This window comes from Clostridium sp. D53t1_180928_C8 (assembly GCF_015667795.1).
Classification (GTDB): Bacteria; Bacillota; Clostridia; order Clostridiales; family Clostridiaceae; genus Clostridium.
Map to the genome: position 1 here is coordinate 1 of NZ_JADPEL010000048.1, position 21,673 is coordinate 21,673.

The 21,673-nt window shown below is 29.8% G+C and carries 29 protein-coding genes; all 29 read left to right on the top strand.

Translation table 11 applies throughout. The annotated features are described in order from the left end of the window. Positions 1–183: nucleoid-associated protein (locus tag I4V51_RS17305; protein ID WP_195989683.1), on the top strand; the 183-nt coding region annotated here is incomplete at its 5' end. Positions 184–308: 125 nt separating this feature from the next. Further along, positions 309–518 (top strand): hypothetical protein, encoded by a 210-nt coding sequence (locus I4V51_RS17310; RefSeq protein WP_195989684.1) that lies wholly within the window; start codon positions 309–311, stop codon positions 516–518. A gap of 260 nt (positions 519–778) precedes the next feature. Then, positions 779–988 carry a hypothetical protein gene (locus I4V51_RS17315; protein WP_195989685.1) on the top strand — a complete coding sequence of 70 codons (210 nt, stop codon included), beginning with the start codon at positions 779–781 and terminating at the stop codon, positions 986–988. Between the two features lie 120 nt (positions 989–1,108). Next, the gene (locus I4V51_RS17320; protein WP_195989686.1) at positions 1,109–1,798 is read left to right on the top strand and encodes a Rha family transcriptional regulator; all 690 of its coding nucleotides are present in this window, start codon (positions 1,109–1,111) and stop codon (positions 1,796–1,798) included. 125 nt (positions 1,799–1,923) lie between these two features. After that, a complete protein-coding gene (locus tag I4V51_RS17325; protein WP_195989687.1) occupies positions 1,924–2,880 on the top strand; it encodes a terminase small subunit in 957 nt (318 codons plus the stop codon). After that, positions 2,861–4,216, top strand: coding sequence for a PBSX family phage terminase large subunit (locus I4V51_RS17330; RefSeq protein WP_195989688.1), 1,356 nt, complete (start codon positions 2,861–2,863; stop codon positions 4,214–4,216). The genes I4V51_RS17325 and I4V51_RS17330 overlap by 20 nt, the downstream gene beginning before the upstream one ends. Further along, positions 4,216–5,769, top strand: a complete 1,554-nt coding sequence (locus I4V51_RS17335; RefSeq protein WP_195989689.1) for a phage portal protein — start codon at positions 4,216–4,218, stop codon at positions 5,767–5,769. Before I4V51_RS17330 ends, I4V51_RS17335 begins: the two co-directional genes overlap by 1 nt. 2 nt (positions 5,770–5,771) lie before the next feature. After that, positions 5,772–6,740 carry a hypothetical protein gene (locus I4V51_RS17340; RefSeq protein ID WP_195989690.1) on the top strand — a complete coding sequence of 323 codons (969 nt, stop codon included), beginning with the start codon at positions 5,772–5,774 and terminating at the stop codon, positions 6,738–6,740. A 2-nt stretch (positions 6,741–6,742) separates the two neighbouring features. Next, on the top strand, positions 6,743–7,042 hold the full coding sequence (locus I4V51_RS17345; protein ID WP_195989691.1) for a hypothetical protein: 300 nt from the start codon (positions 6,743–6,745) through the stop codon (positions 7,040–7,042). Between the two features lie 3 nt (positions 7,043–7,045). Then, the gene (locus I4V51_RS21425) at positions 7,046–7,171 is read left to right on the top strand and encodes a hypothetical protein (RefSeq protein WP_279325459.1); all 126 of its coding nucleotides are present in this window, start codon (positions 7,046–7,048) and stop codon (positions 7,169–7,171) included. A 37-nt stretch (positions 7,172–7,208) separates the two neighbouring features. Next, the gene (locus I4V51_RS17350; protein WP_195245020.1) at positions 7,209–7,520 is read left to right on the top strand and encodes a hypothetical protein; all 312 of its coding nucleotides are present in this window, start codon (positions 7,209–7,211) and stop codon (positions 7,518–7,520) included. A 4-nt stretch (positions 7,521–7,524) separates the two neighbouring features. Next, complete coding sequence (locus I4V51_RS17355; RefSeq protein WP_195989692.1) at positions 7,525–7,833, top strand: DUF4406 domain-containing protein; 309 nt, start codon at positions 7,525–7,527, stop codon at positions 7,831–7,833. Between the two features lie 12 nt (positions 7,834–7,845). After that, the gene (locus I4V51_RS17360; RefSeq protein WP_195989693.1) at positions 7,846–8,115 is read left to right on the top strand and encodes a DUF6275 family protein; all 270 of its coding nucleotides are present in this window, start codon (positions 7,846–7,848) and stop codon (positions 8,113–8,115) included. A gap of 409 nt (positions 8,116–8,524) precedes the next feature. After that, complete coding sequence (locus I4V51_RS17370; protein ID WP_195989695.1) at positions 8,525–9,085, top strand: phage scaffolding protein; 561 nt, start codon at positions 8,525–8,527, stop codon at positions 9,083–9,085. A gap of 17 nt (positions 9,086–9,102) precedes the next feature. After that, on the top strand, positions 9,103–9,465 hold the full coding sequence (locus I4V51_RS17375; protein WP_195989696.1) for a hypothetical protein: 363 nt from the start codon (positions 9,103–9,105) through the stop codon (positions 9,463–9,465). A 12-nt stretch (positions 9,466–9,477) separates the two neighbouring features. Next, a complete protein-coding gene (locus tag I4V51_RS17380) occupies positions 9,478–10,515 on the top strand; it encodes a major capsid protein (RefSeq protein WP_195989697.1) in 1,038 nt (345 codons plus the stop codon). A gap of 43 nt (positions 10,516–10,558) precedes the next feature. Then, on the top strand, positions 10,559–10,867 hold the full coding sequence (locus I4V51_RS17385; RefSeq protein ID WP_195989698.1) for a hypothetical protein: 309 nt from the start codon (positions 10,559–10,561) through the stop codon (positions 10,865–10,867). 4 nt (positions 10,868–10,871) lie between these two features. Continuing rightward, a complete protein-coding gene (locus tag I4V51_RS17390; RefSeq protein WP_195989699.1) occupies positions 10,872–11,330 on the top strand; it encodes a hypothetical protein in 459 nt (152 codons plus the stop codon). A 1-nt stretch (position 11,331) separates the two neighbouring features. Further along, entirely contained in the window at positions 11,332–11,673 is a 342-nt protein-coding gene (locus I4V51_RS17395) for a hypothetical protein (protein WP_195989700.1), read from the top strand. Further along, positions 11,670–12,008, top strand: coding sequence for a hypothetical protein (locus I4V51_RS17400; protein ID WP_195989701.1), 339 nt, complete (start codon positions 11,670–11,672; stop codon positions 12,006–12,008). The genes I4V51_RS17395 and I4V51_RS17400 overlap by 4 nt, the downstream gene beginning before the upstream one ends. Before the next feature lie 14 nt (positions 12,009–12,022). Further along, positions 12,023–12,577 (top strand): hypothetical protein, encoded by a 555-nt coding sequence (locus I4V51_RS17405; RefSeq protein ID WP_195989702.1) that lies wholly within the window; start codon positions 12,023–12,025, stop codon positions 12,575–12,577. 12 nt (positions 12,578–12,589) lie between these two features. Then, positions 12,590–12,994 carry an esterase gene (locus I4V51_RS17410; protein WP_195989703.1) on the top strand — a complete coding sequence of 135 codons (405 nt, stop codon included), beginning with the start codon at positions 12,590–12,592 and terminating at the stop codon, positions 12,992–12,994. Continuing rightward, positions 12,975–13,262, top strand: coding sequence for a hypothetical protein (locus tag I4V51_RS17415; RefSeq protein WP_195989704.1), 288 nt, complete (start codon positions 12,975–12,977; stop codon positions 13,260–13,262). The genes I4V51_RS17410 and I4V51_RS17415 overlap by 20 nt, the downstream gene beginning before the upstream one ends. A 50-nt stretch (positions 13,263–13,312) precedes the next feature. Continuing rightward, on the top strand, positions 13,313–13,957 hold the full coding sequence (locus I4V51_RS17420) for a hypothetical protein (RefSeq protein ID WP_195989705.1): 645 nt from the start codon (positions 13,313–13,315) through the stop codon (positions 13,955–13,957). Between the two features lie 64 nt (positions 13,958–14,021). Beyond that, positions 14,022–17,345 (top strand): phage tail tape measure protein, encoded by a 3,324-nt coding sequence (locus I4V51_RS17425; RefSeq protein ID WP_195989706.1) that lies wholly within the window; start codon positions 14,022–14,024, stop codon positions 17,343–17,345. 8 nt (positions 17,346–17,353) lie between these two features. After that, positions 17,354–18,055 (top strand): phage tail domain-containing protein, encoded by a 702-nt coding sequence (locus tag I4V51_RS17430; RefSeq protein ID WP_195989707.1) that lies wholly within the window; start codon positions 17,354–17,356, stop codon positions 18,053–18,055. A gap of 11 nt (positions 18,056–18,066) precedes the next feature. Continuing rightward, positions 18,067–20,865, top strand: coding sequence for a phage tail spike protein (locus I4V51_RS17435; protein WP_195989708.1), 2,799 nt, complete (start codon positions 18,067–18,069; stop codon positions 20,863–20,865). A gap of 11 nt (positions 20,866–20,876) precedes the next feature. Further along, positions 20,877–21,104 (top strand): hypothetical protein, encoded by a 228-nt coding sequence (locus I4V51_RS17440; RefSeq protein WP_195989709.1) that lies wholly within the window; start codon positions 20,877–20,879, stop codon positions 21,102–21,104. Beyond that, positions 21,105–21,673, top strand: a 569-nt coding sequence (locus tag I4V51_RS17445; protein WP_195989710.1) for a BppU family phage baseplate upper protein, incomplete at its 3' end; no start/stop codon positions are given.

Here is a 21,673-nt window from a genome sequence, read left to right on the forward strand (position 1 = left end):
AAAGTAGATAAGCAATTTGTAGAAAAGAAACTTAAGAGAGTAAGACTTAAGGTTGATAAGGATATTGATTTATATATAGATCAGGAAGCATATAAAGATGAGTCAAAGTTTACTATACAACGTAATGGTGATGGAAGTATTAATATGATAATTAAGAATGTAGTTAATTATATAGAGAAGTAATTAATAGTTTGAAATTATTATGCACTAAATGATCTTTGAAAATTGAATAGTACGGCATTGTAAAAATATGTTATAATTAATTCGTGATTGTATTATATTATCAAGCAAAAGAAGGGGTAGATACTATGAATAAAAACACTAAATTACTTTACTGCATTTTAGGGAGCGTAATTTTAGCTTTAACAAGTATTCCTATATTTTATGATGCAGTTTGCTATATTCCTATAGTTGGATTTTATTTAAGTCAGTTGCTTTATTTTATTTCAGCTATAGGAGTGATACTAACTATATATTTTGCTATACTATTAATAAAAGAAAATTGGACTTTTAAGTAGATAATATTAAATTAATGAAAATACCGTATTATTCAAAAGAATATGCGGTATTTTTTAGCGCATAATTTAATATTATTGGCACAAAAATGACAGTAAAACGCTATAGATTGTTATATAAATATAGAATATAATAAAAGCATATTTCTGGTATGATTTTATTTCAAACTTCCCATTTACCCCTATATATAATGGTTAATAAAAAGCATTTACCCTTAGACGGTAGGTGCTTTTTTTATTATGTAAAAAAAGAAGGTGAGAACATGGAAAAAGAGTATTTAATATTAAAGTGTAAGAAGTGCAGAAAGACAACATTTGTATTATATAGAGAAGTAGATTTTAATGGATTCTTAGTGTGTTCTCACTGTAGCAGTAAAAGTGTAAAGGTAGTAGGGAGTACAGATGATGCAAGGGAATGCATGGGACATGCAGTATATAAACGAGAAAAAGGTGCTATGAAGCAAATAAGATAAATAAGTATCTACAAGATGTAGTAAGTGCTTATTTTATATTTATATATAAATGTTGGTTAGGCAGGACGAGATACCACCTAACCGTCAACATTTCAATTTTACAAGAGTGAGGTGTTGAGTATGGAAAATAAACTATTAACATTAACAAATGATAAGGAATTAAGAATTACAAGTGTAGAGCTTGTCGATATAATAAATGATTTTAGAAAGTTAGAAAGTGATAAAATTGGCAAAGAGTATAAAGAGTTAAGACATGATAGTTTTATTGCTAAAATTAAGAGTGAGTTAGAAACTCTAAAGCTTCTAGGAGAAAGTTCACTCCAAAATTTTTTGGAGTCAGAATATAAAAATTCTAGAGGTAAGATTTATCCTTGTTATTCTCTTAATAGAGATGGTATGTTACAAATGCTAAATAGTGAATCAACATTAGTAAGATATAAAACTATTGAGTATATAAATGACCTTGAAGAAGAAAATAGAAAATTAAAGGAAGGTCAAGAATTAATATCAGCTCATAAAGAGATAAGAGAATTTAAAAATACATTATCAGATTTTAGAAGATTAACAGAAGAAGCAAAAGAAATGTACAAACCTAGTCATAAAAGAAAGCTTCAATATGATAGATTAATAAAATCGGTAACAAGTGATAAAGAAGAATATGACATAGTTAAAGAGTGGATATTTGCTACATTAGAAATAGAGAAATGGGAAGATACTTCTATAGAGCAAAATAGAAAAATATTAGAGATAATAAATACTGTGTCAAGAATGTTAAATATAAAGAAGTTTGAACAATTAAGTTTATTATAGAGGTGTAATATGAAAAAGATAACTAAGAATGAAGCTAAAAGATTAAGAAAGTTAGGTAAGGTAGTTAGAACTACTCATAATGGATATTATCTTATGAATGTATAAAGGCTAGGTGGTGTAATGGAATGGCTAGAGCTCCTAATGAAAAACTTAATAAGGCTCTTTCGTTATACCAAAAAGGCTACAAGTTAGTAGATATAGCTAAAGAGTTAGATATTCCAGTAGGTACTATTAGAAGTTGGAAGAATAGATATAAATGGAGTTGCGACGAAGGAAACGACGAGAGTGCAACGTTGCAAAAAGAGAAGCAAAATAAATGCAACGTTGCAAAAGAAAAAGTTGAGAAGAAAAGCAAAAAGAAAGGGCATATTGCAGATGAAGTTAAAGAGGTATTAGAAAATACTGAATTAACAGAGAAACAAAGGCTTTTTTGTATTTATTATATAGAAGATTACAACAAGACTAGAGCATATCAAAGAGCTTATGAGTGTAGCTATAGAGTTGCAAATATAAATGGTCCAAGATTACTAGTAAATGCTAGTATAAAAAAAGAAATAGAAAGACTAACTAACGAGTGCTTAGAGGAAAAAGAAGTCAATGCAAAACTTCTAAATAAAAGACTTTTTGAGATGTACATGAAAATAGCATTTGCTGATATTGGTGATTACTTGAAATTTGGACAAGAAGAACAGAAAGTTTGGAGTATGAATGAAGAGGGTAGTTTTAAACCAGTTATTGATCCTGAAACTGGCGAGCAAAAAGTAAGAAAATATAATTTTGTTAATCTAAATGGAAGTGAAGAAGTTGATACAACTATTATAAGTGAAGTATCGGAAGGTAAAGACGGTGTAAAAATCAAACTTCATGACAAGATGAAAGCTTTAGAATGGCTAGATAAGCATTATGGACAATTAGATAAATTAACATCAGAAAAGTTAGAAATAGAAAAACAAAAATTAGAATTAGCTAAGATTAAGTCAGGAGCATATGAAGAAGAGGAAGAAGTTGAAGATGATGGATTCATTGATGCATTAGGAAATAAAGTTGCAGAGGTGTGGGCAGATGAAGAAAATAGTCAATAAAGTAAAAAAAGCTGTTTTTAAATTTAGTCCATTCTCTAATAAACAACTTAAGGTTCTTACTTGGTGGATGCCAAACTCTCCGGTAAAAGATAAAGATGGAATAATAGCAGATGGTAGTATAAGAAGTGGTAAAACAGTTTCTATGTCATTATCATATGTTATTTGGGCTATGGAAACCTTCAAATATCAGAACTTTGGTATGTGTGGTAAAACTATTGGTTCATTTAGGAGAAATGTATTGTTTTGGTTAAAGTTAATGCTTAAATCAAGAGGATATAAAGTTGATGACCTAAGAGCAGATAACCTTATGATTGTTACCAAAGGTGTTATATCCAATTATTTTTATATTTTTGGTGGTAAAGATGAAAGATCACAAGACTTAATTCAAGGGATAACTTTAGCAGGTTGTTTTTTTGATGAAGTTGCATTAATGCCTGAAAGTTTTGTTAACCAAGCAACAGGAAGATGTTCAGTTGATGGTTCAAAGTATTGGTTCAACTGCAATCCAGATGGACCATATCATTGGTTTAAAGTTAATTGGATGGATAAACAGAAAGAAAAGAATATATTATATCTACATTTTACAATGGATGATAACTTATCTTTATCAGAAAGAGTTAAAGAAAGATATAGAAAAATGTATTCTGGAGTATTCTATAAGCGTTATATATTAGGACTTTGGGTAATGGCCGAAGGAATTATATATGATATGTTTGATGAAGCTATCCATAAAGTTTTAACCAAAGATAGAAAGTATACTGAATACTACGTTAGTTGTGACTATGGTACTCAAAATGCTACTGTATTTATTCTTTGGGGTAAATGTAATGGAAAATGGTATGCAGTTAAAGAGTATTATTATTCAGGTAGAGAAGAGGTAAAACAAAAAACTGATAATAGATACTATGAGGATCTAGAAAAGTTTTTAGGTGATATAATACCAAAAGCTATAATAATTGACCCAAGTGCAGCATCTTTTATAGCATTAATAAGAGAAAAAGGTAAATACAAAGTAAAGCATGCTAGCAATGAAGTTGAAGATGGAATAAGAAAAGTGGGTAGAGCTCTCAATGAACTATTAATACTATTTAATGATTGTTGTATTAATACGTTTAGGGAGTTTTTTTCATATAGTTGGGATGAGAAAGCAGCTAATAGAGGTGAGGATAAACCTATTAAGGAAAATGACCATGCTATGGATGCAGTTAGGTATTTTGTAAATACTATAGTTTTAAAAGGTAAAAGTAATGCTTATAATAATGATGTTTATAGCAAAGGTAAAGGTGTTAAGAAAAATAATTATAATTCATATAGGAAGGGAGGAAGTGTTTTTTAATGGATACAGTAAGAGAAACGTTATTACAGCTTAGTAGTGAAGAGAAAGAAGAACGTAAAAAGGTAAGAGTTGATTATTATTACTATAAAGGAGCTTGTGAAGATAAAGTAAAAGCTAAAAATGATAAGCCTAAGTTAGGACAAAACTGGGAAAGTCAAGATAACTTAGATTATGAACCAACTCAAGACATTAGAAATAAAGTAAAACCTCTTTTAAAGAAACAAGCTAGATGGATGTTTAGTAAAGAACCTGATATAACTATAGTACCTTTTGATACTAATCAAAAAGAATTAGCAGAAGAACTAAGAAGATTTATAGATAATATACTTAGAAAAAACCTGTTCTGGAAGAAAACTAGACAGGCTTTTTTAATGTCTACAATTAAGAAAAGAGTTATGCTAAGAGCATCAGTTAAAGTTGGTGAAAAAGGTATACCTGGTGGAGTTAATCTTAGGTATGAAGATATTGAAAATTTCTCATATAAAGAAATTGATGGGGTATTAACAGAAGCTAGATTTTTTCAAGAGGATTTAAATAACTACTTATATGAAGATGATGAAAGTAAGAAAACTTATTATATTCATAAATTCACATATGAAGTAATTAAAGAAAATACACCAGCTAAGGCAACTTATGTTATAGAAACATATAAAGGGGATAATCTCTTAAAACCTATTAATTCAGCATCTCAAGAAATTGGATTCGAAGAGAATAAAATACCTGCTTGGCTTATAAAAAATGGTGGAGAACTTGGAGAGGAGTTTGGAGAAACTGATCTACATGATTTAAAACCAAGTCAAGATAGATATAATAAAACAACTAGTGATGTTGCTGATGCCATTAAGTTTGGATTGTTCGGAATAGAAACAGGCATAGATTTACATCCAGATGATTCATCTAAATTTAACATAGCTCCAGGAGCAGCACATTTTTCAAGAACATCTGATGAAGCTTTAGAACAAGGTAAGCAAGGGAATATACAGAGACAAGAATTTTCACTTTCAAATATATCTAGTGTGGAGCAGTACTTAGATAGAATAGAGAAAGATATGAATACTATACTTGATATGCCTAGCTTAGATGATATGAATAATATACCAAGTGCTAAGGCTATGAGATATCTTTATAATGATCTTATTGCTCGTTGTGAAGAGAAATGGAACGATTGGGGGCCAGTACTTGAAGAAGTTATAAGATATATTATTGCTATAGCAGAAGAGGCTAAGTTACCTGGATTTAATCCAAAGTGGAAAGAGTTAGACTTTAGCTTAATATTCAAACATAATTATCCTATTCCAGCAGATGAAGAAGAAAGAAAAGCTACAGCAATTAATGAAGTATTAGCTGATGTAAGAACTAGAAAGTCTTATATAACTGAATTTTCTAGTGCTGAAGACGCAGAAAAAGAATTTAATGATATATTAGCTGAAAAATCATTATTAGAAGGTTCATCTATGGGTGAGTTTAATATTAATAGTAGCATTAATAAAGATATTGAGATAGATGATCCTAATGAAGATGATGATAAAACTAGAGATCAGGATGAAGAATAACTATGAGTAATAGTAGTGATTTATATAATAACTTATTGAAAGATGCAGCTAATAATAAAAATAAATTAACTAATCAAACTATAGTTGAAATAAGAAAACTTTATAGCAATGTATCTGATGATTTAATAAAAAAAGTTTCTAAAGCTAAAGGTGGATTTACAAAAGCATGGTTAGTTGATTATCAAAAATATGTTAGATATAAAATGTTAGAGTTGGATAATAAGCTAGTTGGGTTAACTAGTGATTCAATTAAATCATCAGCTGAAATTGCAGCAAGTGTTCAAGGTGATTTTCTTAATTATATAAATAATAAATATAAGCTAGATATAGACAAAGAAATAATTCAATTCGCTTATAATACAAACTCAAAAGTTATAGGACAAATAATACAAGGTGGTTTTTACAAAGACAATAGAAGCCTTTCTAATAGGATATGGACATACTCTAATGGAACTATGAAAGATATTCAATATGTTCTTACAAAGGGAATGGCAGAGCAGAAATCTTATTTAGAGATAATAAAGGATTTAGAGAAGTATGTATCATCTGAAGCTAAAAAAGATTGGAACTTTAATAAAGTTTATCCTAACTTAAGAAATAAAACAGTAGATTATAATGCACAAAGACTATTAAGAACTAGCATGAATCATATGTTTTATTCACAAAATGTATCTAATGCTAAGAATAATCCTTATGCAGAGGCTATGCATTGGGAACTGTCACCAGAACATGGATCTAGACAAGTTGATAGGTTTGGAGAAGATGAATGTGATGATTATGCTAATAGTGATTATTACAATTTAGGACAAGGAAATTTCCCTACTGATAAAGTACCAGTTCCTCATCCAAATTGCTTATGTATTCAAACTATAGTTATACCTAAAAGTTTAGATGAAATAGGCCGAGAGCTTGGGCAATGGATTAATGGTAAAGATATTAGTTATTTAGATGAGTGGTTAAAAGGAGCTTAATTATGAAAGTTATATGTGATGATTGTAAGAAAGAATTTGTAGTAAAAAAGAAAATCATTAAATCTGAAAAGTTGTTTGATACAGTAGAAAGAACATATTTTTGTTGTCCTAAGTGTAGGAAGAAGTATGTAATAAGCTATGTTGATAAAGAAATTAAGGAAAATATTAAAAGAATTAAGAATCTAAAGGGTGAGTTTCTTAGAAAAGAGTTAACGGTAGAAGAATATGAGAGAGAATATAAAGATATTATTGAGAGAAACAACTCTTTAAATGCTAGATATAAGACTTTATATGGGAGATAATCAATGAGGTTTATAGAGAGATTAAAACAAATATTTAATACTAAAAATCATAAACATGAAATTATTTATGAAAAAGGCTTTGGTTACAGGTGCAAATGGTGTGGAAAACCTAAATCACAATGTAATTAAAGTCTTTTATTATATCTGAAATTAAGGAGGATTATAGATGAATATACCCCAAAAAGTAAGAATAGGTAGTGTTGATTATGATGTGCAACTGACTAAAGAGAACTTAGTTTGTAAAAACCAAGAATCGTATGGTTGGATAGATTATAATTATCATCTTATTAAAATTAATGAAGCATTACAAGACAAGCAAGGATTAGAACAAACATTTTTACATGAGATGTTACATGGAATTATAAGAGAACGTAATTTGAACGTAGAAAATGAAGAATTAATTGTAGAAGAAATAGCATTAGGATTGCATCAGGTAATTAGGGATAATCCTAAAATATTTAAAGATACGGAGGAATAATGCAATGAAGAAATTATTTATATCTCAACCAATGAGAGGTTTAACAGATGAAGAAATTTTAAAAGTTAGAGAAGAGATTAGAGTTAGAGCAGAAAAAACAATAGGAGAACCTGTAGAGTTAATAGATTCTTTTATTGAAGATTACCCAGGGGAGATTAATAAATCTATACCGGTTTGGTATTTAGGTAAATCAATTCAATTTTTATCACAAGCAGATGTAGCATACTTTGGTGGAGATTGGAGAAATGCAAGAGGTTGTAAGATTGAACACGAAATTGCTAAAGAGTATGGAATTAATATAATAGAGGAGTAATGGTGATTAATTATGAATGAACAAGAATTTTTACAATGGTGTAAACAAGAAGTATGTGATTATACTAATAGACATTTAGATAAGACAGATAAAAAGGAAATTACAACAGATGATGTATTTATGGTATGGAGCTGTAAAACGTTACAAAATAATAAAGCATTACTTAGTACTACTCTGTTTGATGGAATGTATTATGAGTGTACATACAATGGAGATAAAAAAGAAATGTATGTAGATGCTTATAAGAAATGGGAAAATTATAAGGTTGAAAAAAATGATTAATACAATATTTATTTTGATTCTTTGTCATTTAATTGGCGATTATGTTTTACAGTGTGATTTTATAGCTAAGACAAAGGGGAGTAATACATATCATATGTTTGTACATTGTATGTTATATTCGGTACCTTTTGTTATATGCTTTGGACTAGATTGGAGAATATATTTTATTATACTTATACATTTGTTTATAGATCCATTGAAAGCTAAATATAATAAAATAAATTACTTTGTGGACCAATTATTACATTATATAACATTATTAATATTTTTAGTTTAGATAAGTCTTAGAAAACTAAGGCTTTTTATTTTGTCTTTAATTACTATCTATAAGACGTTAAAGAATGGTTAGTAACTCTAAATTAACAAGAGCAACACTTGTAAAAAGCGTAGATAAGGAGGATTTTATTAAATGGATTTAAGAGAAATTTTAAAAGAAGCTGGATTAGATGATAAGGCTATTAAACAAGTTTTAACAACTATGAAAGCTGAAAAAATTTATACTACATCAGAAGAAAATGCTGATATAAGGTTAAAGAAAAATAAGGAAAAGATTGAAAAGCTTGAAGGTGAATTAGATGATGCAGTTACTAAGATAGAAGGTTTTAAAGATTTAGAAAATGAAAAAGAAACATTATCTAAGGAAGTTGAAAATCTTAAAAAGGCTGCAACTGAAAAAGACTTCAATATTGCTTTAGAAAGTGCATTAAAAGAAGCAAAGGTTAAAAATAGCAAGTTAGTAAAAGCATTGCTAGATAATGAAAAGCTTACTCTTAAAGATGGAAAGCTAGAAGGTATTGAGGAGCAATTAAAAACTATTAAAGAAGAGAATGATTTCTTATTTGAAAAAATACCAGGAGGAGTACCAGACTTTCCAACTGGAGGTAAAAGTTCTGTTGGAGATCCAAAAGAAAAATCTATAGGGGAAAAGCTTGCAGAAGCAAAAAGCCAAACTGTAGAAATTAAATATTAAAAAGTGAGGTTGATAAAATGAATTATTCAAAAACAACAGTGATGGGCGAACAAAAAAATATACTTGCAAATACTCATTATGTAGCTATAAATAAAAAGGTTGCTAAATCAATAGCAAGTAGCGGAGTTATTAAAGCAGGAACAATAATTAATGCAGATGGAACTATATTAGCTAATGGAGCGGGAGCAGAAGCAATAACAAAACCAGTATTAGGAATAGTTTTATATGATATTAATGTCTCAAATGAAGCTGGTAACAATGTAGTTATTCCTGTATTAACTCATGGTACTATAGTTGAAAAAATAGCAAAAGAATTAAGTGGTGGAGTTGCTTATTCAGCTGATGTAAAAGCAAAATTACCACAAATATTATTTGTTTAGGAGGAAATGAATATGAATATTTTTGACTTTATAAGTGCTAAAGAAATAGCATTATATATTAAAAATTTACCACAAGAAAGTACATTAGATAAGCAGTTATTCCCTGCGGACAAGCAATATGGAATGGAGATAGAATTAGCTAAAGGAGCTAAACAAAAACCAGTAGCATTAAGTATGTCTAGTTTTGATGTTAATGTTAGACCTAGAGTGTTAAAAGCTGCAGTAGATATTGAAAAGAGAGATATGCCTTTTATGAAAGAGTCTATTCTTGTAAATGAAAAGGAAAGACAAAAGCTAATGCTAGCATTACAAGCTAATAATCAAAATATAGTGGATCAAATTTTATCAACTATTTATGAAAATTACAAAGTATTAGTTGATGGAGCAGAAGTTCAAATGAGAAGAATGAGAGCTCAATTAATTCAAAATGGTACTATCAGTATATCTTCTGATACTGGAGATGTAGTTGTAGATTATAATGTACCAAGTAATCATAAGGAAACTATAGGTACTACATCGAAGAAGTGGAATGCAATAACTGCTGATATAGTTGGAGATATTATTAAATGGCAAAAAGTATTCACTAATGAAGGATATGCTAAACCTACAGTATTAGTATTAACTGACACATGTTTTGGATATGTATGCCAAAATACAGCTATAGTTAATGATATTAAGGGGATAAATACTAACTATATAGTAACTGAAAGCGATATAAAGAATTACTTACAACAAAAATTTGGACTTACAGTTGCAGTTGTAAATGGAACATTTGTAAATGAAGCTGGAGAAACTGTTTCTTATTATGAAGATAATAAAGTTACATTAATCCCAAAAGGTACATTAGGAAAGACTGTTTATGGAACAACTCCAGAAGAAGCAGATGCTGTATTTGGTAGTGGTAAATTAGATACACAAATAGTTAATACTGGTGTAGCTATTACAACTATGGCAAAAGAAGATCCAGTAAATGTTGAAACAAAAGTATCTCAATTAGGTATGCCTTCATTTGAAAAAGCAGATGAGTGCTTCTTTGCAACAGTATATTAATTTTAGAGGGTTTATGCCCTCTTAATAATTTAGGAGGGTTCATATGTTAGATAAATTAAAGATTTTATTATTAGAAAGTAAATATCCATTTTTTAGTGATGAAGAATTGCAATTGTTTTTAGAAGAAAATGATAATAAAGTATATAAAACTGCATCAATATTATGTCATTTAAAAGCTGATGGAGATAAAAAAATTGTAGTAGGTCCAATTACAATAGAAGGACCAGGAGCTGATTTTTGGATTAACTTATCTGAAGAATATAAAAATAAGTCTAATGAAATAGAAATTGATAATAATAATAATAATAATTCTAGCAATGGTTATTACATTAATCATATGCCAAGAAGGTGATTATATGGCATTAGATAGAGAATATATAAAGAAAAAGGTTAAGCAAGCTATAGAACAGCTGCCAAGTACAGGAATAGTAGTAAGAGAAGTAATTAATAAATATAATGAGAAGGTTGGATATTGTAGAGTTTCTAATCTTACAGGAGTTCTATATAATAACACTACAAATAGAACATTTGGGATTAAACTTGAGGATATAGGTGTAGATTCAGATAGTAATAATAAGAATTATATGGTAGTTTACGATGAAAGCTCAAAAGTAGTTAAAGTTACTGATATAATTTTTATAGATAATACTGTATATAAAGTAAGTAATCCAGGTGAAAACTTAAAGATATATTGTTTGATGAAGTTAGAAGAGTATCATACTTTAAGAATTGAAGGTGACAATGTTATAGAAGATGATTTAATTTATCCATTGATGGATTTACCATTACATTTAGATTTAAGGTTTGGTGATTAATGTGAGTATTAGATTAGATTCAAGTAGATTACTTAAAGGATTATCTGAAATGGAATTAAAAGCTCAAGTAGCAACTCAACTGTATGCTAATACTTCAGCAATAAAAATGGTTAATGATGCAAAGCATAACGCACCTTGGACCGATAGAACTGGTAATAGTAGACAAACTATGGATTATGAAGTAATCAGCAAAGGAAAGTCTATTGAAATTAAACTAAGAGGGAACACATCTCATTTTAAATACTTAGAATTATGTCATGAAAAGAGAAATGCTATATTATGGCCAACTATTCAGAAGTGGTCAGGACAAGTCTTAAGTGGTTGGATAAAGGTGATTAAATGATAATTAAAATATTTGATTATTTATATGAAAATGAAATTGAAGTCTATTTTGTAGGACAACATAAAGGTGAGTGTAAAAAGCCATATGTTGTATTAAAAGATGATGGAATTAATAGTTCTGATGGTAAAAGAGGGAAGGGGTATATAGATATCCTTTTTTTTATACCTCAAAATAAATTTACTGAATGTCAATCATTCAAAAGTAAAGTTAAAGATTTAATGAAGAAATTTAAAGATGTAAAATATACCGGAAATGAAACTGGAATAGTAACAGATAATGAAAAGAAAGCATTAACATTCTCAGTGATGTACGAATGTTATAAAAGAATTAATTAGGAGTGTGAAAAGAGATGTCAACAGAAAAGTTAACAGAAAAACCTATAGTTAATATAGTTAGAACTGAGATTGTAACAGAAGAAGATGTTCCAAAAACATATAGGTTTGATACTGCATCAGAAGCTACTTATACTGCAGTAGTAAGTGAAGGTAAGGAAACAGTATTAAGAGTTAAAAATGAAATTAAAGCAATTAATAGAACTGAAGATATTCAGTACGGAAGTGATATAAATTTTTCGCAAGTGGTAGTAGTTCCAGAGGTTTTAGCAATAATTGATGGTGGTACTATAACTAAGCAAACTGAAAAGCTTCAAAAGTATACACCACCAGTAGTTGGATCACCAGTAAATAGAACGTTATTTACTTTGAAGATTTATACTGAAGAAAAAGATGCAGATGGAGCTACATTAGGATATCAATGTTTTGCGTACAAGGGGTGTAAAGGCAAGCCTGTAAGCTTTACTTTTAAAGATGGTGAGTTTATGACACCACAATATACTATTAGTTCTAGAGTGAAAAAAGGTGTTGCACCCTATGAACTTTTATTTTTAGATGAATTACCAGTTTAGGAGGAATAAATTATGGCTGTAACAAGTTTAGATAAATTAAAGGAATTAGCTAATGGACAAGAAGTAGAATTATTAGGATGGGGTGAAGATGCATTTGTTTGTAAATTAAAAAGACCTTCATTATTAGGTTTAGTTTCAACTGGACAAATTCCCAACCCTCTTTTAAATTCAGCACATATTTTATTTTATGGGCCTCAAACAAGTAAAGATGTTATTAGCATGAAGGATCAAAGAGAATTATTAGAAATCATAGCTAAAGCTGCAATGGTTGAACCAACATATGAGCAATTAAATGAAATAGGTTTAGAATTAACTGATGCTCAATTAAATGAAATATATAATTTTACTCAAGCAGGTGTCCAAGCACTGGAATTGTTTCGTAAGAAACAGTCAAATAATGAGGATAATAAGAAATAGTGAAAAATATAATATAAGACCAAGTGAAGTATTAGGATTATCTTATGACACTTGGTTATCTTTATGTTTTGATGAAGCAGTTGACTTTATTCTATCTATGAAGAGAAAAAAAGAAGTTAAAAAAGAAGATGGAATTTATCTAGAGGAATATTGGGTAAAAGAGCCTAATTGGATAGATAAAAAAATAGATGTTAAGAAAAAACAATCTAACAATTCAGCATTAATTTCAGAAATGAAAGAAACTTTAAGTAAATTTAATAGCAAATAATTACCAATATGATATATAATATAAGTATTATGTATTATAGGGGGACGATTATGAAAAAACTTGCTTTAAGTTTAAGTATTATATTAGGTATTTCTTTTGTGGGATGCACTAGTAATACAGCTGAATTAAAATCAAAAATAGAAGATTTAGAAAGTCAAGTAGTATCTTTACAAGATGAAATAAAGACAAAAGATGAATTGATAGGAATTTTACAAGCTGACAATAAAAACGATGAAGAAATAAAAAGTGAATCATCAAAAGAATATTTATCTGCTGGAGAAGTTTTTAATGTAAAGAGTGAGTTAGGAGATTATGAATTTAAAATAGTAGAGGCAAAATATTTAGGACCACATGAAGGTGATTCTAATAACTTTGAAAGAGTACAAGTTGTTTGGGAAGTTAATAATATTTCTTTTAATGGTTGGGAAGAGGATGGCGATGGAAACAAAGTAGATGAAGGTTTTTGCCAAGTGCCAGCACAGGTTTTAAGAGTCAAGGATGATGAAAATTATGTTTTAGATCAAATGTCATCAGGATGGGAAGGTGACTTTTCCAATTTTGATAAAAAGGTATATATTGGAGAAAAAATTATTCAAAAATATACATGGATACTAAATGATAAAGATACTGAAAATTTATATATTTCATTCTCCAGGATGGAAGATAAAGAATATAAAATAAAAATTAATAGATAAATTAAAAAGAATCACACTTCGTGGTTCTTTTTTTATACCCAAATTTAACGAAAGGAGGGTGATTATGAGTGTAAATGCAGGAAGTGCAGTAGCTTATTTAGAGTTAGATTACAGTAAATATAGTGCAGGATTATTGACAGCGAGGCAACAATTATCTACATTTACAGATAATACTCAAGAAGCTGGAACTAGAGTACAAGCTTTAGGTGGAATTGTTACTGGTATTGGAGCTACTTTAACAACAGGATTTACAGTTCCACTTGTAACAGCAGGAGCAGCATCATTAACTGTAGCAGCTAATTTTGAAGAGGGAATGTCAAAAGTACAAGCTATTTCTGGTGCTACTGCTGGTGATATGGAACAATTAAGTGCTAAAGCTAAAGAGTTAGGCGCTAATACTAAATTTAGTGCTACAGAAGCAAGTGAAGCTTTTAGTTATATGGCAATGGCCGGTTGGAAAACTACTGATATGCTTAATGGTATTGATGGAATAATGAACCTTGCAGCAGCTTCAGGAGAAAATTTAGCATTAGTAAGTGATATTTGTACTGATGCCATGACTGCATTTGGATTAAGTGCAGACCAAAGTGCTAGATTTGCAGATGTATTAGCAGCTGCTAGTAGTAATGCAAATACAAATGTTGCAATGCTTGGAGAGTCATTTAAATATGTTGCGCCGGTTGCTGGAGCGATGGGGTATAGTGTAGAAGATACTGCAGTTGCATTAGGTTTAATGGCTAATTCGGGTATTAAAGCTAGCCAAGCAGGTACTTCGTTAAGGCAAATACTTTTAGGATTACAAGGTGGAGTTGAATTAGCAACTAAGAGTACTGATAAATGGAGAATTGAAGTAGAAAACAGTGATGGTTCTATGAGGAATCTTAATGATGTTGTAGTTGATTTAAGAGCTGCATTTGGAGATATGACAGATGCACAAAAGGCAAGTAATGCAGAAGCTATTGCAGGTAAAATTGGTATGTCTGGATTATTATCTATAGTTAATGCAAGTGAAGCTGATTTTAATAAACTTACTGGTGCAATAGATAATAGTACTGGTGTAGCTAAAAAGATGGCAGACACAATGCAAAATAATCTAAAAGGGAAAATAACTCAATTTAAGAGCGCTCTTGAAGGTGCAGGAATAGCAATTGGTGAAAATTTAATACCGGCATTAACTAAAGGTGTTACTAAAATTACTGATATGGTTAGTGCATTTAATAATTTACCACCAGCAACTCAAAAAACTATAGTTAGTGTAGGAGCTACAGTTGCAGCTATAGGTCCTCTTATGATGATAGGTGGAAAACTCATAACTGGAATAGGGAAAACAATAAGTTTAGTAAGTTCATTAACATCATTAGCAGGAAGTGGATTAGTTGCTTCACTTGGAGCAGTAGCTGGACCATTAGCAGTAGTAGGTGCTGGATTTTATGCTTGGCATGAAGCTATAGATGCAGGAAATCAATCTATAATTGTCTCTAGAGAAGAAATGTCTTTGATGGAAAGAGTTATGGGTGATTTAACAGGAGTCACAAGTTATTCAAGAACAGAGCTTGAAGAAATGGGACTAGTATATAAGGATTTTAATGAAAATATATCAAAAGATTTTCAACAGTCTGTTAAAGATATGACTACAGATGTACATGATTTTAGTTTAAACTTAAATGAAATAAGTTTAGATGAAGTTATAACAGATATAGAAGCTAATGAACTTAGTGAAAGAGTAAGTGGAGCTCTTGAAAGCTGTATAAAAGCAATAGATGAAAAAAATGCAGAATTACAATCAGGACTATCTAATGCTTTCAACACAGATGGTGTTATTGATGAGGCTGAAGCTTCTTTATTAGAGTACTGGAGCACTAGGGGTACTAAAGAAAGGGAAGAAGCACAGAAATTACAAGATGAAATTAATACAATAATAAATAATGCACGAGCAGAAGGAAGAGCATTACAACCACAAGAAGAAGAGGCAATAAGAAATTATTATGCTCAGATAAAGCAATTAGAGTTAGAGGCATTAGCTAGTAATCAGTATGAAATTGAGTATGCGACTCAAGAGTTTCAAAATAGAATATCAACAATGGATGCAGAATCAGCACAAGAGCTTTTAGGACAAAGGTTTGAACAGTATCAGGAACAGCAATTAGCTACTAGGACAAACTATGATACCTTAATTGCTATGGCACAAGAGAATTACAGTAATTTAAGTGAAGAGGAAAAACTACAAGTTGATGCAACTGTAGCTAGATTAGAAGCAGCTAGGGATGAAGAGTTAAGAATTGCTAAAGAAAAGTATGATGCTAATGTAGATTATGCTATAGAATGTAATGAAGAATTAGCCGATGTATTTAATAGGTATACAGGTGAAATGGTTAAGAAAAAGGATTTTGCTAATTATCAAGAGTATGAGCTAATGAGAAAACATTATGAGGGAATTGAACAAATTACAGAAAGTGGTTATAAACGTGTTTATGATACCGCTACTGGAACCTGGAAAGACTTATATGTAAGTGTTGATTCTACAACAGGACAGTTAAAAGGAGTTTATGATTTAAATACTCAAAATGTAGCAGCTATGACAAGAGATGATGAATCCGCATTAAGAGATGAAGTAGCTGCATGGAATGAAACTGCTGCAGGAGTATTATCAAATTGCTTAATTATGGGTGATGCTTATATTGATGCACAGGGCAATATTTCTAATTCAAGTGGAGAAATAATAGGTAAGCTTGGTGAAGTTGTAGATGCTAATGGTGAGGTTGTAGATGCTATCTTAGATGTTAATGGTAATCCAATTCGTATTGGTGATAATACTGATGAAGTAATTAGAAGATTAAAAAATACAAGAGAAGAAGTTAAGAGTACAGATGGTAAAAAGGCAAATATTAATGTAACAGATAATGGTACCGCTAATCAAGTTAAAAATAATATAGCTAATATTCCTTCTTATAAACAAGTTACTGTTGGTGTTGTAGGTGGCAAGTGGAATGGATCAACAATGTATGCAACAGGAACAGATAATGCTATGCCCGGAATAGCAAGTGTAGCAGAATATGGCCCTGAACTTATCATTGGCAGAACAGGAGAAGTGTCTTTAGCAACTGGAAGACAGTTAATGAGTTTTGAAGGTGGAGAAACAGTATATAATGCTAGGCAAACACAAGAAATATTAAGCAGTATGAATAGTACATCTATACAAGAAAAAGGAACTAATAAACTATTACAAAATATGATAGTAAAATTAGATGAACTTAAAAAATCAATTGATAAAAAGAACTTTAATAATGTTATTAACAATAACTTTGGGGGAGTAGAAGTAAATGGAGTTACTGATGTAAGAGAATTAATTGAAGAACTGACAGAGTATACAGAATTAAGAGAACTATAGGAGGTAATATGAACGAAGATTATTTTATTTTAAATAATGAATGTAGCTTAGATGTTGGGATAGTTGTAGTTGAATTACCTTCTATAACTATTCCTAAGCAACGTATTGAAGAAGAAACAGTATTAGGTATGGATGGGGTTTTAACTATAACTGATGGAACCTACGAGCCTACAATAAAACAATGCAAAGTGTATTATACAGGAGAAAATATCGATAGTTTATGTAATTACCTTAAGGATGGACCAGTTATATTTTCTAATCTACCAGACAGATATTATAATGCAAAAATAGTAAGTGAAATTCCTATAAATTATTTATTTAAGAATAATGATTATGGTAGTTGGTATGAATTCACTATAAGTTTTAGATGTCAGCCTTTTGGATACAGTACTGATAATGAAGTTTTAATTATAACCTCAAAAGATAGTGAGGTGTACAATTATTGTTCTTATTACTCTAAACCTGTAATTACCATTTATGGTAGTGGACATATCAATTTATTTATAGGTAATACTCAAATAACCCTTAAAGATGTTGATGAATATATAACTATAAATTCAGTTAAAATGAGGACTTATAAAGATTCTCAGAGGCAAAATGATAAAAAAATTGGTGATTTTCCTAATTTAAATCCTGGATCTAATAATATAACTTGGGATGGAAATGTATCAAAGATTGAAATAATACCAAACTTTAGATATTTAGTATAGGAGGAAACGATATGATTAAGTTGTTTAAAAAAGATGAAACACACTTTACTCATGATGGAGTAGAAGTTTTAGATGATATAGTAATTTCTTCTTATACAAGTTGGACAGAAAATAGTAAATGGGTAATTGAGTCAAAATTCAAAAAAGATTTTGATAAATCAGAAACTATAGAGGAAAATATGATATTGCAAGTTCCTACAGAAAAAGGGTTGCAATTGTTTAGAATTTCAAAAGTTAACAAGAAAAATAAAAAGTATATTACGGCTTCAGGATATCATATAGGTTTTGATTTTAATGATAATTTTATACAAGATATAAACATTGTTAATAAATCAGGTAGATCAGCAATAAAACAAATTGAAAGTGGAACAGTTTATACAAATAAGTATAATTTAAGCTCTAATATAGATATAGTTAATACAGCTAGGATGGTTAGAAAAAATGGAATTGATGCATTATTAGGTAGTGATGATAATACATTTATGAGTCGATGGGGTGGATATCTTGTATTAGATAATTTTAATATTGCAATGAACTCTAGTGTTGGTGAGGATAGAGGAGTAGAAATACTAATAGGTAAAAATGTTATAGATTTTGATGGTACTATAAATTCAGAATCAGTAGTTACTGGAATTAATGCAATAACTTATGATGGTCTAACTTTACCTGAAGGGATTTATTACTCACCACTAGTTAATAATTATCCTCATCCCAAAATACAGGAATTTAAATTTGATAATATTAAGTATAAATATAGTGAGCATGGTAGTGAAGATGGTTATGAAACATTAGAAGAAGTGTATCAAGCTTTAAGAAAAGAATGTGATAAGCTATTCGAAGAACAAAATATAGATAAACCTACATGCAGTTTAAGACTAAGTATTGCAGAGTTGAGTAAAACGGATCAATATAAAGGTGATGAATTAAATGAAAGAATTTATCAAGGAGATATATTAACAGCAAATTTGGATGATTATGGATTTAATGTTAAGCTGAAAATGACAGCTAATAAATATAATAATATTAAAGATAGATACGAAGATATAGATCTTGGTGATGTAAAAGGAAATGCGCTCTCAAATATTAACAAAGTCCAAAATGCAATAGATAAAGTTGTAGAACAGTTAGGTGGAAACTCATGGCAAGATATATTAGATAAGTCAATGGATGAAGCAACTCAGCTTATAGAAGCAGGTATAAAAGATAGTTATGTAGTTGCTAGAAAAAATGAAATATTAATAATGGATTCTCCACAAGTCGAAAGTTCTATTAATGTTATTAGAATGAATAAAAATGGTATTGCATTTAGTCAAAGTGGATATAATGGTCCTTATACATTAGCTATTACAATAGATGGAAAGATAAATGCAAGTGTTATAACAACTGGGGAATTAAATGCGGCATTAATAAAAACCGGTACTATAATGAGCGCTAACGGAAATTTAGCAATTAGTATCGCCGAAGATTTCTTTGAGGTAACGCATACGGAAAGGATTACTCGCACACGAATAGATGCAGCAGGATTTTATATTCTAGATGAAAATAATGAAATTATTGCATCATTAGCAAGCAAAGAATCATGGAGTGAATTAAAAACTAATAAAGTCTTTGCTGAAAATATAGATAATGTTTATACAGGTAATGGTAATTTATATGTTAATCACAGTTATGTTGGTGAAAGTGATGGTAGTATAGATAAACCTTTTAATAGCTTCTCGATGTTAAATGAATATTTAAATAGAAGTAGGATTATAAATAAAACCTTAAATATAGCAGTTTTAAGTAATGGAAATGTAACAGAAATGTTTTATCTTAGCAACTTATATGGAACTGGTTTTTTAAATATTACATTGGCTAATGACTGTACATACCAAGGTGAAAATGTAAGGGAAGCAGGAATAAAATTTGATAATGTGAAATTGAATATAAAAATTGTTAGTGCATGTTTATTTAATGAATTTTTACATGGAGCACTATTTTATAATTGTGGACATGTGACGATGACAAATGAAATCTTTAATGTTCCTAATTATGGGTGTTTGTTTAGCAATACTAATGGTATTGTAAATACAGTTGATTTTGCATCTAGTTATTGTGCAATAGGTGCTGAAAAAAATAGCATTATATATGTTCAGTCTGTGGCAGGAAATGCAGGTTCAAATAGTACAGGAGAAGCGTTTAGAAGTTTAAGTGGTAGTCATATTATTTGTGGAACAACTGAAAAAGCGACTTCTATTCCGGTGGGAAGGGAAAGAGCAGAAAGCGGCTTAATTACCAAAATAGGAACTTGTAATACTAATAATTCATGGGCATACCCTCCTTCTAATCCAGTTCCACCAGCACCAAGCGGAATGACTTATAGCAAATCATTCAACTCTACTTCAAAAGCTACCTATCAATATAAATGGAGTAATTGGAATAGTGGAGAGTGTAAGTCAGGAGTTTATTCTAGTTATGGAGATAAAGCAGGACATTTATTTTTTGATTTAACTGCAATAAGAAATTTCTTAAATAGCGGAACTGTAGTTGATGGTGCGACTATTACATTAACTAGAGCTAATAGTGGTGGATCTAGTGCTGGGGTTAATATAAGTGTAGGAGGTTCAAGTTGTAGTGGTGCAAGTGGAACTCCTACATATAGCAATAAAGTAAATGTAGGTACTTTAAGCTGGGGGCAAACTAATACTTTTACATTATCAAAATCTATAGTTGATGGACTTAAGAATGGAACAATAAATAGCTTAACTACGCATGGAAGTAATTATAGCAATATAGTTTCATGTAGTATAAATTTAAAAATTAAAAAGTAGGAGTAAAGATTATGAATATTAGAAATGAAACTAAAACAGAAAAAAAGCTAACTATAACCGAAACAGATATAGTAAATGGTGGAGAAGTATTAATATTAACAGCTTATGCAACTAAAGAAAATGAGGATTTGTATAGTTATCCAGCTCCACAGATTTTTAACTCTGAAATATATGAAAAAAATAAACAAGCTTATGATAATGCAGTAAGGGAGTTTAGACAAGCTTGTGAGGTGATATAAGTGAATCATAAGAAAATAACATTAGACACAGAAAGAAAAAGTTTTGAAAGTATTATAGCAATGCAGGGAGATAATAAAAGTAGGTATATAGATGCTACTATAGTAAATAGATCTATTCCAGTAGATTTAACAGGATGCGCAGTTAAATTTAGTGCAATTAAGCCAGATATAACAGATATATTTAATGATGCTGTTATAATTGATGCTAAAGGTGGTAAAGTTCAAATAGAATTAACTAATCAAACCTTAGCCAAAGCAGGAGTTATACAAGCTACATTAGTAATTTTGAAGGAGGATATGCAATTAAGCGTACTTCCTTTTTTTATTACAGTTATAGAAAATCCATACAATCCTAATGCGATTGAAAGTAAACCGGAGTATCAAGCTTTAAATAATGCACTAATTGTAGCCGATGGATATGCAAAAGAATTACAAGACGCTTCTGTAAATTTAGAAGAAAAATACACAGCTAGATTGAACAATTTTGGTTCACAATTGGATAATATTGAGAAGCAAAGTTTAAATTGGATTAATATAAAAAAACTCGGTGCAAAAGGTGATGGGATTAC